Origin of the sequence: Vulcanococcus sp., from assembly GCF_044369115.1 — a bacterium.
Lineage (GTDB): Bacteria > Cyanobacteriota > Cyanobacteriia > PCC-6307 > Cyanobiaceae > Vulcanococcus.
In genome coordinates this window covers 1-14,838 of the sequence record NZ_JBIPMN010000051.1, presented here as the reverse complement: position 1 = coordinate 14,838, position 14,838 = coordinate 1, and the positions used below count along the sequence as shown (strand labels likewise).

Annotated in this window: 17 protein-coding genes, 1 other RNA gene and 1 pseudogene; 6 read left to right on the top strand and 13 right to left on the bottom strand. The window is 64.9% G+C overall.

Features of this window, described 5'->3' with window-relative positions:
• A partial coding sequence (locus ACIQ2E_RS05590; RefSeq protein WP_398327374.1) for an ATP-dependent Clp protease proteolytic subunit occupies positions 1-189 on the bottom strand: 189 nt, incomplete at its 3' end.
• A gap of 76 nt (positions 190-265) precedes the next feature.
• On the opposite strand from ACIQ2E_RS05590, the gene psb29 reads away from it, so the two are divergent.
• On the top strand, positions 266-940 hold the full coding sequence (gene psb29 / locus ACIQ2E_RS05585; protein ID WP_398327371.1) for a photosystem II biogenesis protein Psp29: 675 nt from the start codon (positions 266-268) through the stop codon (positions 938-940).
• Here the strand turns inward: psb29 and ACIQ2E_RS05580 are convergent.
• The 4 genes from ACIQ2E_RS05580 to petN form a co-directional block, all read right to left on the bottom strand.
• Positions 933-2,183 (bottom strand): hypothetical protein, encoded by a 1,251-nt coding sequence (locus tag ACIQ2E_RS05580; RefSeq protein ID WP_398327368.1) that lies wholly within the window; start codon positions 2,181-2,183, stop codon positions 933-935. The genes psb29 and ACIQ2E_RS05580 overlap by 8 nt on opposite strands.
• Complete coding sequence (locus tag ACIQ2E_RS05575; protein ID WP_398327377.1) at positions 2,174-3,301, bottom strand: CofH family radical SAM protein; 1,128 nt, start codon at positions 3,299-3,301, stop codon at positions 2,174-2,176. The genes ACIQ2E_RS05580 and ACIQ2E_RS05575 overlap by 10 nt, the downstream gene beginning before the upstream one ends.
• Positions 3,302-3,417: 116 nt before the next feature.
• Positions 3,418-3,606 (bottom strand): hypothetical protein, encoded by a 189-nt coding sequence (locus ACIQ2E_RS05570; protein ID WP_398327365.1) that lies wholly within the window; start codon positions 3,604-3,606, stop codon positions 3,418-3,420.
• Between the two features lie 2 nt (positions 3,607-3,608).
• Positions 3,609-3,710, bottom strand: coding sequence for a cytochrome b6-f complex subunit PetN (gene petN, locus ACIQ2E_RS05565; protein WP_296366158.1), 102 nt, complete (start codon positions 3,708-3,710; stop codon positions 3,609-3,611).
• 76 nt (positions 3,711-3,786) lie between these two features.
• Here petN and clpS point away from each other — a divergent pair, with 76 nt between their 5' ends.
• On the top strand, positions 3,787-4,068 hold the full coding sequence (clpS, locus tag ACIQ2E_RS05560) for an ATP-dependent Clp protease adapter ClpS (RefSeq protein WP_398327362.1): 282 nt from the start codon (positions 3,787-3,789) through the stop codon (positions 4,066-4,068).
• On the opposite strand, the gene ACIQ2E_RS05555 is transcribed toward clpS, so the two are convergent.
• On the bottom strand, positions 4,069-4,293 hold the full coding sequence (locus ACIQ2E_RS05555; protein WP_398327359.1) for a hypothetical protein: 225 nt from the start codon (positions 4,291-4,293) through the stop codon (positions 4,069-4,071).
• A gap of 65 nt (positions 4,294-4,358) precedes the next feature.
• On the opposite strand from ACIQ2E_RS05555, the gene ACIQ2E_RS05550 reads away from it, so the two are divergent.
• Positions 4,359-4,652, top strand: coding sequence for a DUF2103 domain-containing protein (locus ACIQ2E_RS05550; protein WP_398327356.1), 294 nt, complete (start codon positions 4,359-4,361; stop codon positions 4,650-4,652).
• On the opposite strand, the gene ssrS is transcribed toward ACIQ2E_RS05550, so the two are convergent.
• From ssrS to ACIQ2E_RS05535, 3 genes are all read right to left on the bottom strand, one after another.
• Positions 4,647-4,829: non-coding RNA, 6S RNA (ssrS, locus tag ACIQ2E_RS05545), on the bottom strand. The genes ACIQ2E_RS05550 and ssrS overlap by 6 nt on opposite strands.
• A 6-nt stretch (positions 4,830-4,835) precedes the next feature.
• A complete protein-coding gene (gene purK / locus ACIQ2E_RS05540) occupies positions 4,836-6,098 on the bottom strand; it encodes a 5-(carboxyamino)imidazole ribonucleotide synthase (RefSeq protein ID WP_398327353.1) in 1,263 nt (420 codons plus the stop codon).
• 61 nt (positions 6,099-6,159) lie between these two features.
• Positions 6,160-7,056, bottom strand: a complete 897-nt coding sequence (locus tag ACIQ2E_RS05535) for a carbohydrate ABC transporter permease (RefSeq protein ID WP_398327350.1) — start codon at positions 7,054-7,056, stop codon at positions 6,160-6,162.
• Positions 7,057-7,113: 57 nt separating this feature from the next.
• Here ACIQ2E_RS05535 and recQ point away from each other — a divergent pair, with 57 nt between their 5' ends.
• Together recQ and aroB are read left to right on the top strand one after the other, a co-directional pair.
• Entirely contained in the window at positions 7,114-8,970 is a 1,857-nt protein-coding gene (gene recQ, locus ACIQ2E_RS05530; protein WP_398327347.1) for a DNA helicase RecQ, read from the top strand.
• Between the two features lie 161 nt (positions 8,971-9,131).
• Positions 9,132-10,253, top strand: coding sequence for a 3-dehydroquinate synthase (gene aroB / locus ACIQ2E_RS05525; protein ID WP_398327344.1), 1,122 nt, complete (start codon positions 9,132-9,134; stop codon positions 10,251-10,253).
• 22 nt (positions 10,254-10,275) lie between these two features.
• On the opposite strand, the gene ACIQ2E_RS05520 is transcribed toward aroB, so the two are convergent.
• The gene (locus tag ACIQ2E_RS05520) at positions 10,276-11,469 is read right to left on the bottom strand and encodes a class I SAM-dependent methyltransferase (RefSeq protein ID WP_398327341.1); all 1,194 of its coding nucleotides are present in this window, start codon (positions 11,467-11,469) and stop codon (positions 10,276-10,278) included.
• Positions 11,470-11,529: 60 nt separating this feature from the next.
• On the opposite strand from ACIQ2E_RS05520, the gene ACIQ2E_RS05515 reads away from it, so the two are divergent.
• Positions 11,530-12,324: a TPM domain-containing protein gene (locus tag ACIQ2E_RS05515; RefSeq protein WP_398327338.1), complete on the top strand. Its 795-nt coding sequence runs from the start codon at positions 11,530-11,532 to the stop codon at positions 12,322-12,324.
• 9 nt (positions 12,325-12,333) lie between these two features.
• Here ACIQ2E_RS05515 and ACIQ2E_RS05510 read toward each other — a convergent pair whose 3' ends face one another.
• The 3 genes and pseudogenes from ACIQ2E_RS05510 to ACIQ2E_RS05500 form a co-directional block, all read right to left on the bottom strand.
• The gene (locus ACIQ2E_RS05510) at positions 12,334-13,023 is read right to left on the bottom strand and encodes an endolysin (protein ID WP_398327336.1); all 690 of its coding nucleotides are present in this window, start codon (positions 13,021-13,023) and stop codon (positions 12,334-12,336) included.
• 448 nt (positions 13,024-13,471) lie between these two features.
• Entirely contained in the window at positions 13,472-14,557 is a 1,086-nt protein-coding gene (locus ACIQ2E_RS05505; RefSeq protein WP_398327333.1) for a hypothetical protein, read from the bottom strand.
• Positions 14,551-14,838, bottom strand: a pseudogene (locus tag ACIQ2E_RS05500) (TIGR04168 family protein); the annotation flags it as partial. The gene ACIQ2E_RS05505 and the pseudogene ACIQ2E_RS05500, both read right to left, overlap by 7 nt.

The window sequence follows — 14,838 nt, the reverse complement described above, 5'->3', positions numbered from 1 at the left end:
ATTGATGTAGAGGAAAATGTCCTTCTCCGGATCCTCCGCCTCCAGGAAGAGCAACTGGGCCACCACCCGGTTGGCCGACTCGGACGTCACCGGCTCGCCCAGGAAAATGATGCGCTCCCGCAGCAGGCGGGAATAGATGTCAAAAGCGCGCTCACCCCGGCCCGACTCTTCAATCACGATCGGGATCATGGAGCTGCTGCAGCGACTGGATCCGATCCTACTGAGCCTGGGCGGCTAGGGTCGGCGCACCTTGGCCCGATTCAGCGTGAGTGCAGCCCTCACCGTTGCAGACAGCAAGCGTGCCTTCCATCGCGCCTTTCCCAACGTGATTGCGCCGCTCTACCGGCGCCTGGTGGATGAGCTGCTGGTGGAGCTTCACCTGCTCAGCCATCAGAAGGGGTTTCAAACCGATGGTCTGTTTGCCGTGGGCCTCACCCAGGTGTTCGACAGCTTCTCCAATGGCTACCGGCCGGAGAACCAACGCGAGCCTCTGTTTCAGGCTCTGTGCAGCGCCAATGGCTTCGACGGTTCTGCGCTGCGCTCCCTAGCCCAACAGGCCCGCGAACAGGTGGGGCACCACAGCCTCAACGAGGTGAAGGGCTGGCTCTCCAACCAGGGTGAAGGCGCACCAGAATTGATCGCCTCCCTGCTGCGCAGCGTGCAGCGAGACGATTTCCACTACTCACGCCTGGTGGCGGTGGGGCTGCTCAGCCTGCTCCAAAGTGCTCAAGGCGCTGATGCTCTTGACCCCCAGGCCCTTCGCAGCGCAGCCCATGACATTGGCGAAGCCATGGGTCTGATCAAAGACCGCGTAGACAAAGATCTGAGCCTCTACGCCGGCAACATGGAGAAGATGAGCCAGGCCGTGGAACTGATGGAGGAAACCGTGGCCGCCGAGCGTCGTCGCCGTGAGCGTGCTGCCGAGGGCAGCGCTACCTGAGTTCGAGGCGTCCGGCCAGGGCTGTGGAGCCAGCACCGCGGCCCAACAGCACCAGCTGCGAGGCGCGCTTCACCACCACAGGCAAACCGGGCGGCAACAGTTGCAGCGCTTCAAGCTCCTTGGGCTGCACCACCAGTTGCCAATCGCCCTCGGCAGGTGCCTGGAGGCTGGGAGCTTGAACGGGATTGGGACCCAGGAACAGAAGCAGCTGATCAGGTGCGAGCCAGCGCCAACCTCCCACCACCGCGCCATCCTCACGGTTCCAGAGGCTGAACCCAGGCTGCGGCTGCAGGCGGATCAGCCCCTGCTGCTCCAGGGCGGTGCTGAGGTCAAGCAGCCAGCGGTCCCAGAGCTGGCGCTCGCCGGGTAGACGTACCAACAACTGAAGGCCAGCGCGGTAGGCCCCCTTGGGCTGAGCCTGAAGCCGCAAGCTGAAGGGAGCACCCTGCAGCCGCCTCAGTTGCTCGGCACCCAAGCCGTAGCGCTCGGCCAGGGCCGTGCGCAACAGGGTTGTGCTGAGCAGGCCCCGCAGTAACAAATCGAGCCTTTTGCCCCGCAGCTCCAATGGTTGGGCCGCTGATGGAATGAGCGGCAACGAAGGCACGCTGAGCTGATCAGGAGCGGCGCCGTGGGCATCGGGGCTCGCCTCGGCTTCGCCTTGCCAGAGCAACGAAGCACTCTCACTGCGCAGGCTGAGGCAACCCTGCTGGAGCGTCATCGCCAGGGGAGCGAGAGGGCCCAACATCTGAGCGAGGGCCGCAGGGTTCCAATGCACAGCCTCCTGTTGCAGGAGCGCCTGGCTGCAGCGCAGATCAAGCCCCCTTGGCGGGCGTCGCCGGAGCTTGAGTTGCTCCTGGAGCAGCTGCCGCGCCAGGGGGCTCGGGGCCACCACGATCAGATCATCCACCCGCAATCCATCGGCAGGCAACGGTTCAGCTGGCCAGGCCGAAAACACCAGGTAGGCACCGGCATCACTGTGGGGACCCCAGAACTGCCACCACAACCGCCGCTGCGCCCTCCAGTGGCGTTGAGCATCAGCGGGGCCCAAGCGTTGCTGCCACAGAGCTGGGGGTGGCTGGGCTGGCCGTGCCGCGAAACTCTGCAACAGGGCTGCATCAGGCATCAAGCGATCCAGACCACTCGCCAACCGGCGCGGCACCATAAGCACCAGTGCTGCGGGAATCACCAGCAGCACCGCACTGGTGAGGGCCGTCACCCGCAGAGACAGATCCTTCAGACGCACGTTGGTACGAGCCCGTAGAGAGTTGTGCGCTCCCGCACGGGACGCTGCAGGGATCTGGCAGCCGCGCGCAGCGCCTCCACCGACTGCGCGGTACCGCCCAAGGCGCCGGCTGCACTGGTGATGCTCTCTTCCATCAGGGTGCCGCCGAGGTCGTTGCAACCCCAGCGCAACGCCTCGGTAGCTCCGGCCAGGGTGAGCTTCACCCAGCTGGGCTGGTGATTGACGATCCAGCGACCCAACAGCAGCCTCGCCTGAGCCGTGAGGGCCAGCATGGCTGGCAAATCGGGCTGATCGCGGCCCACGCGCTTCCGCAGGGCCGCGGGAGCCTGCGCACCAATGAAGGGGAGCAACACGAACTCGCTGAACCCAGCCTGCGAATGCTGCCAGGCAACCTGCTGCAGAGCCACCAGCGTGAGCAGATGCCCAGCACGTTGGCGGCTGGTTTCCAGATGGCCTGCCATCAAGGTGGCTGTACTGCGCAGACCGCTGCGGTGCACCTGAAGCACCACAGCGCACCACTCACGGGCAGAGAGCTTTTCAGGGCAGAGCCGTGCGCGAACCGCTTCATCGAGCACTTCTGCCGCCGTGCCAGGAATCGAGCCAAGGCCAGATGCCAGCACCCCATCAATCACTGCCTGCAGCGGCACCCGATCCTGCTGCGCGATGAACAGCAGTTCCTGGGGGGAGAAGGCATGAAGATGCATCCCCGGGGCTGCCTGCTTCAGGGCTTCAAGCAGTGCCTGGTAGTAGCGCAGCGCTGATCCCTGCAGCCGTGCTTCCGGGTTGAGCCCCCCTTGAATGCACAGCTCCGTGGCACCAAGCCTGGCAGCTTCAGCGGCGCGCTCCTGCAGGGTGTCGAAGCTGTGCCAATAGGCTCCTTCAGCGCCTGGATCACGGCGAAAGGCACAGAAGCTGCAGTGCTGAAGGCAATGGTTGGTGAAATTGAGATTGCGGTTCACCACGTAGGTGACCGTGTCGCCCACCAAGGCCTGACGAAGACGATCAGCTTGCTGCCGCAGCAACTGGGTTGGCGGCTGAGCCAAAAGCCAAACCGCAGAATCCAGCGATGCAGCGCTGGTGGGGGCAATTTCCAGATGGTCCGAGAGCTGCTGTTGCAGCTCGTCGTTCCATGAGGGCGGGAAGCAGGAGTGATCCGGCGCTGCGGGCGATTGAGGGGCCAACACCGCTTCTGAGGTGCGCCAGGCCCAGGGGTCAAACGACTCCTGTATCGCAATCACCGCAGGGCCTTGGCTTTTGTACGAACCTTGGGAACAGCTGCCACAGGCTGCTGACGACGGCGGCGATCACGCCACTCAACCGTGGAGAGGTAGATCACCCCTCCACTCACAAACATCAGCAGGGAAGCCGCCAGGATGGCCAGCACGTTGTTGAGCGTGAGGCCAGCAACAACAACGTCGCTCACATTCAGAAGTTGATGGAACCGTCGCCGTTACGGCCCCACACCACCATGGCGATCGAGAAGGTGAAGACGGCGCAAAGGGCGGCCCAACCCACGGTGACCAGCATGGTGCGGTTGCAAAGGTGAGTGCAGCTTAGCCAGGGCCGGGAGCCAGACTGATGCTCCCAAGCGGCTTGTGATCGGATGGCACAACAGGCGGTTCAGGAGCGGCAGCGGGTAGAGGCCCCGTACCCGAATGGCCGCGTGATCGTGTTGGATGACGACCACAACACCTTTCAGCACGTGGTGGAGGTGCTGGTGCGCTACATCCCAGGCATGAGTGCCGATCGCGCCTGGGAACTGGCTCACCAGATCGATGGCCAGGGATCGGCAGTGGTGTGGAGCGGACCGCTGGAACAGGCCGAGCTCTATCACCAGCAGCTGGGAGCCGAAGGCCTCACCATGGCCCCACTGGAGCGCTGCTGATCAGCGGCGACTGCGCAGGAGCAGATCAAACAAGGGTCGTGTGCGTAGCCGCTGCGACTGGGCATCCAGCACATAACTGAGCACCCGCCCAGAGCAGACGGCAAGGCCGCGCAGATGGTCCTTGTCGGGCTGCTCGCAGCTGATCAGCTGGGACGAAGAACCCAGCTCCCGCAGCAGTTCTCGCCGCAACAGCTCCCGCATCTCGGGGTTGGCCCGGGCTGCCATCGCAACGATAAAGCGGCTCATGGTCTAGCAGGAATCCCTAGGGTTGACGACCACATGCGGAAGCGATGGGCCGGCTGGTGATCACCCACAGCACCTACCTGGAGGGGCTGATCCCACTGTTGAAGCGGCTGGTGCAGGATCCCTCCATCGACACCATCACGCCAGCGGTGATCGCAAGGGTGAAAGGGCGATCACCGGAGCTGCGCCTGAGAGTGTCAACGCCGATCACGGGGGGCTGGAAGTTGGTGGCCCGCCGTGGCACGAGCGCCCAGGAGGTGTTCGTGGTGACCGGTCTGAACGCCGACGCCCTCGAAGATCGGATCGACCGGGCCCTCAGCCGTTCAGCAAGAAAAGGGTGAACCGCTGTGCCGTTCTGCCCCAGATTCCGACCTGGATAAACCAGAAGGGGAGTCAAAGCGAAGATTCGTTTCCGGCTACGAGGCCGGTCTACGGCACTGTCGCGACAGACGCCCCAAGTCGAAAAGGGAGTCAGATCAGAAAACTGTAGAAGGCAGTCACCAACACAGCAGTTCGATGGGATCCTAGGACGACTGCCCCGTCTCTGAGCCAGGTGGCAGAGGCCAGATCTGCCGCACCTGCGCGAGCCGCTGCTTCGCTTCCTGGCGACGCGCCGCGGGGTCCTGCTGCTGCAGAAGCAGGGTGACATGTCCCAGCTTGCGGCCCACCGATGCCCCGGCCTTGCCATACCAGTGCAGGTGGGCATCAGGCAGGGCCGCGAGCGCCTGCCGCTGAGCCTCATACGCAGCCCCTGGATCCTCGGCGCTGCGCTGCTCAAACCCCAGCAGATTCACCATCAGGGCGCCGGCGGCCTGCAAGGCAGGTTCACTCAGCTTCTGGCCCGAGACAGCCAGAAGCTGCAGGTCGAACTGGCTCAGATCACAAGCCTCGATCGAATAGTGGCCGGAGTTGTGGGTACGCGGCGCCAGCTCGTTGATCATCAGGCCGCGGGGCCCGTAGAACAGCTCAATCGAGAGCACCCCCACGTAATTGAGCGCGGTGAGCAGCGAAGCAGCCATGTTGCGCACGGCCTGCTGCAGGGCGTGGCTGGCCTCATAGGGCGCCAGCACCCAATCGCACACCTGCTGGTGCTGGTGGGTCTGCACCACAGGCAGACACACCACGTCTCCCATCTGATCACGGGCCGCCACCACCGCAAGCTCCAGATCAAAGGCCACGAACTCCTCAACGATCCAGTTGGTGGCTTCCACCCGCTCCAGCAAGGCATCTAGATCGGCGTCACTGCGGAGTACAGCAGTGCCCTTGCCGTCGTAACCACCGCTGGCCGCCTTGGCCATCAACGGATAGGCAAACCCCTGGGGCAGCTGAGGGTGAGCCTCGGCCGCCGTTGGAGCTGAGGCAGCTGGGGAATCCTCGCCAGCCGCGGCTCCCTCGGGAACCTCTTGCACTCGATCGAGCGGAAACCAGGCCGGGGAGGGCAGGTTGAAACGGTTCAGTAACTCGCGCTGGCTGCGCTTGCATACCAGCGGCCGCAGCGCCTCGAGATCGGGTACAAACGGCACACCATCGACCGCCAGGGCCTTCAGGCCCTCCAGATCCACCCACTCGTTTTCAAAGCTGATAGCGCTGCAGCGTGTCGCCAATTCACGGGTGGCCATCACATCACGCACCTCGGCCTGCACGACGCTGGTGGCCAGGGCAACGGCCGGATCCTGAGCGCCTGGGGTCTGGACGTGCAGCTCAACGCCGCGGCGGCGGGCGGCCTCCGCCAGCATCCAGGCCAGCTGGCCGCCACCCACGATTCCGATCGAGGTGGCTGGGCCCATCAATGCGCGTGGTCAATGGATCAATGTCGCATCCGCTGGCCTGGAGGTGTGGCTGCAGCGTTTAGCTGAAACTTTTATCGCCAGCGAAGGCGAAGCGCACCAAACTGAGCAGGAGCACGATCACGAACAGCGCCAGGCCCACCGTGCAGGCGTAGCTGATCTCCAATTCGGCAAAAGCCTGGTCGTACACGTAATACACCAGGGTTTTGGTGGCATCAGCAGGGCCGCCCTGGGTCATCAGATACACCTCTTCAAACACCTTGGTGGCGGCGATGGCCGAAATCACGGCCACCAGGGTCACGTAGGGGCGCAACAACGGCAGGGTGATGTCGAGGTGCTTGCGCCAACCCTCGCTCCCATCGAGCTCAGCGGCCTCGTAGAGATCGGCGCTGATGCCCTGCAGGCCCGCCAGAAAAATCACCATGTAGTAGCCAAGGCCCTTCCACAGGGTCACCACCATCACTGAAGGTAAGGCCAGTAAAGGGTTAGTGAGAAAGCCAATGGGTTGGAAACCCTCGGGGAATAAGGCGCTGAGCCACCCATTAATCAGGCCTGTCTCGGCGTAGAGCCAGCGGAAGGCGATCGCCGCCACAACGATCGACACGAGCACAGGGGTGTAGAACGCGGCCCGGAACCAGTGGATCCCCGGTAGCTGGCGATTCACCAAAACCGCCAGCGCCAGCGCACCAAGCACCACGGGCGGCACCACCCCGACCAGGTAGAGCAGCGTGGTGCCGAGCACCTTGAAGAACATCGGGTCGCTCAGCAGGCGACGGATATTGGCCAGCCCCACGAAGCGCAGCGGCTCGCTTACATCCAAACCGCTCTGGGTGAAACTCATCACCAGGGCCATGGCGGCAGGGATCAGCACCGACAGGCTGATCAACGCCAGCCCCGGCGCCAGGAAACCCCAGGCGGTTGCGGATACAGCCCCGGTGCGGGGGGAAGGATCAGACATGCAGCCAGCCCTGATCGCGCCATTGTGGGAGATCCATGTCGACCTGCCAGAGGCGCGATGTTGAGCAGCCCAGCCGCGCTGAGCAGCGCGAACGGCGACCCGCTGGAGGTGCTGCAACGGGTGTTCGGGTACCCCAGCTTCCGCGGCCCCCAGGAAGCGATCGTGCGTCATGTGATCGCCGGCGGCTCCGGGCTGGTGCTGATGCCGACGGGCGGCGGCAAATCGCTCTGCTATCAGGTGCCGGCGCTGTGCCGGCCGGGGCTTGCGGTGGTGATCTCGCCGCTGATCGCCCTGATGCAGGACCAGGTGGAGGCCCTCCAACAACTCGGCATCGCAGCGGCAGCGCTGCACTCCGGCCTCGACCCCGACGAAAGCCAGAAGGTGTGGCGGCACCTCAACGCTGGTCAACTTGATCTGCTCTACGTGTCACCCGAGCGGTTGCTCAACGGCGATCTGCTGGAGCGGCTCAGCAGCAGCCCGCTGGCACTGTTCGCCATTGATGAAGCCCATTGCGTGTCGCAGTGGGGCCACGATTTCCGCCCTGAATACCGGCAGCTCGATGTGCTGGCCAGACGGTTTGCGCAAGTGCCGCGGCTGGCTCTCACCGCCACCGCCGACCCGCGCACCCAAGCCGACATCCGCGAACGGCTGCAGCTGCTGGAGGGTGAGGTGTTTGTCGCCAGTTTTGATCGGCCCAACATCCGGTATCTGCTGCGCCATAAACAAAGTGGCAATGGCCAGCTGCTGCAGTTCTTGGAAGAGCACCGCGCTGAATCAGGGATCGTGTATGCCCGCTCCCGCAGCCGGGTGGAACGCGTAGCGGCCGAATTGCAGGCGGCGGGTTTCGATGCGATCGGGTATCACGCAGGCATGGAGGCTGAAGCGCGCCGCCAGGCGCTGCAGCGCTTCCGCCTGGGCAGCGGCGTGGTGGTTGTGGCCACGATCGCTTTCGGCATGGGGATCGATAAACCCGACGTGCGCTTTGTGGCCCACGTGGATCTGCCCAAAAGCCTGGAGGCTTATTACCAGGAAACAGGCCGTGCCGGCCGTGATGGCCTGCCGGCCGTGGCCTGGATGGCCCATGGCGCCGCCGACATCCCGCAGCTGCGCCGCTTCATTGACGACTCCGGCGCCAGTGAGGAGCAGAAGCGCATCGAGCACGGCAAGCTTGAAGCCCTGATCGCCTTTAGCGAAGCCAGTGGCTGCCGGCGCCAGGTGCTAATGCACCATTTCGGTGAAGCGCTGGCCGAGCCCTGCAACAACTGCGATGGCTGCCTCGAACCGCAACAGCGCAGCGACTGTCGCGTGGCCGCGCAGAAAGCCCTCTCAGCGGTCTACCGCACGGGCCAACGCTTCGGTGCCGCCCATGTGGTGGATGTACTGCTTGGAGGCAACACCGAGAAGATCCGCAGCCTTGGCCATGACCAGCTGGGCGTGTATGGGATCGGCAAGGAGCTCGATCGCAGCCAGTGGCGGGCGCTGCTGCGCCAACTGGTCAGTCTTGGGGCGCTGGTCTCACCGGCGGAGGCGAAGGGGGGGCTGTGTTTCGGAGCGCCTGAGCTGGTGCAGCCCTTGCTCAGGGGCGAGCAGCAGCTGGCCCTGGTGCTGCCTCCACCCGCCAAAGAGCAACGGCGACGCGGTGTTGCGGCCAGCGCCGGGGAATCAGCCGTCGTCAACGACGAGGATCCGCTGCTCCGCGCCCTGAAGGCGTGGCGGCGTGAGCAGGCCCGCCTTCAGGGCGTACCGCCCTACGTGGTGTTTCACGACCGCACCCTGGTGGAGCTCGCAGGTGTTCGGCCCCACTCCCTGGCAGCTCTGGCTGGCGTGAGCGGCATCGGCAGCGCCAAGCTCGAGCGCTACGGCGAGGCGCTGCTGGAGGTGCTGGCTGCCCACGGGGCCGGGATACACGCCTGAGAAGCGCGTGTCCGGAAGCGGATATCCATGGATATCCATCGGTGGACATCGGTGGACACACACGCGCATACCTTGGACACCAAGGCCGAAGCGGCACGCCAACCCCAACGCAACCGCAAACGCCAACGACCGATAACCTCAGCCGACAGCAGCGTTGTTCCATGGGCGCCACAGCCGCCGCGATCCGCACCATCGAGGTGGCGCTTTCCGCCAATCCCTATCCGGTGGTGATCGGCCAAGGTGCTCTGCAGAGCCTTGGGGAGCAGATCCAAAACCAAGGCATCAAGAACGGCACCAAGGTGCTGGTGGTGACCAACCCGGTGGTGGATCAGCACTATGGCGCCAGGGTTTTGGCCAGCCTTGAAGCGGCCGGCTTCAAAGCCAGCCTGCTGGTGATCGAGGCGGGGGAAGACCAGAAAACCCCCGCCACCGTGGCCCAGATTCACGACGCCGCCTTCGCGCACAAGCTGGAGCGCAGCTCGCTGATCGTGGCGCTCGGTGGTGGCGTGGTGGGCGACATGGCTGGGTTTGCCGCTGCCACCTGGCTGCGGGGGATCGCGGTGGTGCAAGTACCCACCACCCTTCTGGCGATGGTGGATGCCTCAATCGGCGGCAAGACCGGCGTGAATCATCCCGGCGGCAAAAATCTGATCGGCGCCTTTCACCAGCCACGGCTGGTGTTCATTGATCCCGACACCCTTCAAAGCCTGCCCGAGCGCGAATTCCGTGCGGGGATGGCTGAGGTGATCAAATACGGCGTGATTGGCGATCCCGACCTCTTCAGCGAGCTCGAGGCATCAGGAGAACGGCTGGCCACAATGGCCAGCCTGCCCGGTGCGTTGCTCCAGAGCGTGCTTGAGCGCTCTGCAGCGGCCAAGGCAAAGGTGGTGGCCGCCGATGAACGCGAAGGCGGCCTGCGGGCGATCCTCAACTACGGCCACACCCTTGGCCATGTGGTGGAAGCGCTCTGTGGCTATGGCACCTATCTGCATGGTGAAGCCGTTGCGATCGGCATGGTGGCCGCCGGGGAACTCGCCCTGGAGCTGGGCTTGTGGAGCGCGGCTGAGCAGCACCGCCAACGGGCTGTAATCGCCGCCGCTGGCCTGCCGCTGCAATGGCCCGAACTGGAGCCCGCTGCGGTGTTGCAATGCCTTCAAGGCGATAAGAAAGTTCGCGATGGCACCGTGCGCTTCGTGCTGCCCACAAGCCTCGGCAGCGTGGAGATCCGCAGCGATGTGAGTGGCGCACAGGTGCTCGCCGCCCTCGAACGCTGCGGCGGCTGACGCGGTCAGCCGCTCGCTGCTGTCACGCCAGAGGGGGGTCCTGCATAAACAGGCACGAGCCTGTGGCACAGCCTGCCGAGGAACGCTGAAAGGCTGCCCAGCGGAAATCGCCAAGGGTGTGGGGATCCACGAGCCGCAACAAGGCTTCCCGGCGGGTCAGCAAGGCGTCAAGGCCTGCACCGGCCTGGTGCTGCAGGCCATGCAACCGCTGTGCCAGCCCCAGCGCCAACAGGGCTTCGCCCTGGCGGCGCTGGCCGATGCACTCCCAACCAGCGGCTGCGGCAGCCCGCTCCAGGCTCTCCAGGCACAGATGAGCCGTGAGGTCCCAGTGGCCGGGCGCCTGCAGGGGGTCGGGGCTGGCCTGCTGTTGGCGGTAGGCCATCAGCGTGCCGTTGCTGCGCTGGGGCGCGTAGTAGCGCCAGGCCTCATGGGCGTAGTCAATCACCAGCAGCACGCCGGAATTCAGGCCTGCAGCGGCCTGTTGCAGCCAGGCTCCCTGTTCGGGGTGGAGCTCCGTGGTCCAACCGGCGGGGCGCTGGAGGCCAGGATCGAGGAGCCCCAGGGCTTCGAGTTGGGCGAGCTCTTCGCGCTGAAGCGCTTCGCCGGGCTCGAGCCGCAGCGAGGGCTGGGCCTGATCAACCTGGTTCAGGGCCACCTGCTGGCGGCGCCAGAGGACCCCGTCCCACTGCACCCGCTCCACGGCCAGGGCATCGAGCACCTCATGGGCCAGCAGCACACCGTGGACCGGACGGGCGCTGAGTTGAGCAAAGCTCAGCCAGCGGCAGCGCAGGGGGCTGGCATTGAGCCTGGCCCGTTGCCGCTCCGCCATGCCTGGGTTGGGTTCGATCAGCAGCAGGGTGGTGCGAGCCGCCAGCTCGGGCCAACCTGCTGTCAGCTCCTGGGCCAGCTGCAGAGCCAGATCCCCTTCTCCCGGACCTGCTTCCACGAGCGCCAGGGACTGATCGGCGGGTTGCTGCAGCAGCCACTGGGCGATCTGCGGAGTCAACAGCGCGGCGAAATCAGAACCGAGAGAAGGCGAGGTGGCGAAATCACCGCGCGCCCCCACCTGCAGGCGGCCACTGCCGTAGGCGCCGTGCTCGGGGTCATGCAGCGCCCACTGCATGTAGGTGCGAAACGGTATGGCGCCGCCGGCAGCCCGCAGGCGCTCCGCCAGCCAAGGGGGTGCGGGATGGGCTGGAGCGGCAGCAGAGCTCACGGGCGGACGCTGGACTCAGGGAGAATGCTCGCCACTGAAGCAGGCGCGATGGCTCGAGTGATGGGCTGGTTCACCGGAGCGATCCTCAGCCTGGTGCTGCTGCTGGGCCTGGGCGCCGGGCCGGCCCTTGCCTACGACAACCCCGACCTGCTGCCCGATCACCCCACGCCGGTGATCGATCTGGCCAAAATCCTCACCGACAGCCAACGCTCGGCCCTGGAAGCCGAGCTCAACGACTTCGAAGCGGTGAGCGGCTGGAAGCTGCGGGTGCTCACCCAGTACGACCGCACGCCGGGCCTGGCGGTGAAGGACTTCTGGGGCCTGGATGAACGCAGCCTGCTGCTGATTGCTGATGAACGCGGCGGCAACCTGCTCAACTTCAACGTTGGCGACGCCCTGTTCGCCCTGATGCCGCGCACCTATTGGGTGGAGCTCCAAACACGCTTCGGCAACGTGTACTACGTGCGTGATCACGGCCAGGACGCATCGATCCTCGATTCCCTCCACACCGTGAAGGGGTGCCTGGAGATCGGTGGCTGCCAGGTGGTGCCAGGGCTCCCCCAGGAGCAATGGCTGCTGACACTGGCCACATCGGTGATCGGAGGCCTGATTGTGGGTTTCGCCGCTTACCCCCGCAAGCCGGAGCACACCGTGGAGTGGGCCTGGGTGCTGCTGCTGTCGCCGCTGTGGGTGATCCTGTTCGGCGTGTTCGGGATCGCACCGATCATCACGCGCACCCCTGATGTGCTGCCGCTGCTGCGCAATGCCCTGGGATTTGTGGGCGCCATCGTGGCGGCCTACCTGATTGCGCAGAACACCGTTGGCAAGCAGCGGCTTAAGGACAGCGAAGGCTGATCCGCCGCTTCAGCGGCTCTGAGCCACGCTGCGGGGACCCACGCGGTCGAGCTTCTCGAGGCGGCAGCGCAGCGAATCGAGGGGTTCGCAAGCCGGCTCTGCCGCGACTGGAGTGGCGGAGCCAGCCAGAGCACGCAGCTCCGCCAGATTGGCTTCGTAGAAGGCCCTGAGGGCCCCGTAGCGCTTCACCGGCTGGCCGTAGTAGCTGTGGCCCGCCAGGGTGGGGAATGAAGCCCATTCGGGGGCAAGCTTGGCGGCCAGATGGGGCGTGAACTCACCGCGATCGGCCAGATGCAGGGCCCCACGACGCTGAATCAGAAACAAGGCCGCTTGATCCTGCACTTCAGGCCCGAAGCCCTGCAGGCTGAGGCTGCGGCTGGCCAGGGCCCAGGTAAAGGGCATGAACTGGTAGGCGCCAGCGGCGGCGCTGGCATAACGCCCCGTGGAGATGACCCGATCAGGGTGGCGATCGAGGCCCTGCATCAGACCACCGCCGAACATGATTCGATAGCCCACATCTTCACCGCGCGCCCAGGTGCCTTCGGCGTAGCGGATGGTGTTCAGAAGAGCGCGCCGTTCAGGCGTGAGGGCATAGCGAAAGAACCGCTCCAACGCTGAAGGGCCATCGCTCACGTTGATCATGGCGAGCTGGGAGCGGGGGCGGCCAAGCTCAAGCGCAGCAGCAGGCCGAGCGGCCATCAGCAGCTCCGCCGAGGAGTTAGCTCTGGCTGGGGCGTTGAAACCTGCACCCAACACAACAAGCGAAGAAGCCAACAGCGCAAAGCGCGAGCGAAGCGGCTGAAATAAAACGGACAAACCCAATCAAGAAGCGAACAACAGACCTTGCGGGCAGCGAATTGCCACAAGAAAAGGACAGCTGTGCAGCTACCGATCAACGATCAGAAGATCAACAACAATTCAGGAGAATTGAGTTGTGAGCCACAAACAACCACCCAGGCAGAAGCGTTCCGAGAAGAAGACGCTGGCGCGACTAGCATTTGAATTGCGCGAAGTTTGACTCACTAACCGCCACACAGGAATCAGATTCGTGCCAGCAAGAAAACCGTCTACCGCCATCAAGAATGGCCATGGCGGTTCGAATCACTGAGCTGCGCAGGGTTTTGTAAGACAACCCTGCGCAGGATTCCTATTGCGCTGATGCCGCAAATGCGCCTTGCGCTGTAGCCAAAATCACAGCAGCAGCCTGCTCAGCCCCTTCACAGGCCAGCAGACCGCCACGGGGTGCCAATAACGGCTGATCCAGCTGCCAATTCCCGCGCTCGAGCTGCTCGCGGCTGAGCAACCGATGCCAGCCGTGCTGCTGCAGCGCCTGCTCCAGCACCGGTGCCTCGGCGAAACCCTCACGCCGCACCAGATGAATACCGATCCCAGCAGCCAACGCCTCGCAGAAGGTGCTGTAGCCGGGTTTGGTGAGAATGCGGCTGCAGAGGGGCATCAGCTCAAGCGGCCGTAGATCGGGCGGAATCAGAGTGGCGTTGACGGCCTGCGCCAGGGCGGTATCGCTCACCAGGAAGTGGTGCTCCGGCCAACGCTGCAGCAGCTGCGGCTCCAGGGCCAGTCCCAGTCCGCCAAACCCCACCAGCACCATGCGTTCCGGCGGCGCCTCGAGCTGCAACCGCTTCAGCAAGGTCGCCGGTGCATGCCGGGCCCGCCCCGGTGTGAGCCCCACCTCCGTTGCAGGAACACCCCAGGGCATGGGCATGGCGAAGGGGCAGCGGATCACGGCGTTGCCCTGGCGGTAGGCCGCCAGGGCACGATCCGCCCAGACGGTGAAGGCACCGCCCATGGGCCGGTAGATGGCATCCCAGCCGAAATTGGCCATCCACACCAGCGGTACCCCCAGCTGGCTCGCAAGATCCGCTGCCGCCGGGGCCACATCCCCGAGCACCAGCACCGGTTGGCGTTGGGCCCTGAGCCATCGCACCTCCGCCTCGATCTGGGAAGGCAACTGCTGCTCGAGTTGCTTGAGGGCAGCCAGCGTAGCCACAGCGTCGGCACCCAGGGCATCAGCCTGGATCACACCCACATCCCAGCGGCAAGGACGCTGCTCAAACGGCACCGCCCCGAAGGCAAGCTCAAGAAAAGCGGGCGCCAGTGGGGTGGAGAGCACAAGGCGCCAACGGGGCCGCCGTTGATGCAAGGCGGTGAGCACCGCAGCCACTCGCGAGCCGTGGCCAAAGCCGTGGCCGCTCACACAGGCGTAAATCAGCACGGCTGCAGCTCCGGAGCACGCATCAGGGTCTGGCGGTAGCGCAGAGCTCCATCGGGGGCATACCAGCGATGGCTGATTTCCTGCAGCTGGTCGCCGCGCAGCTCCACCCAACTGAAATGGCGCAGCGGGTGCCCTTGCTCATCGTGGCTGTGGCGCGGCACGAAAGCGGTGTTGAGGTAGGTGGTGCCGGCACGATCGATGCAATAGCTGAGACGATCACCCTGGCCGCGCTTGAGCTTGTGATGCATGTGGCCAAACACCACCAGAGGCACGGGCCGATG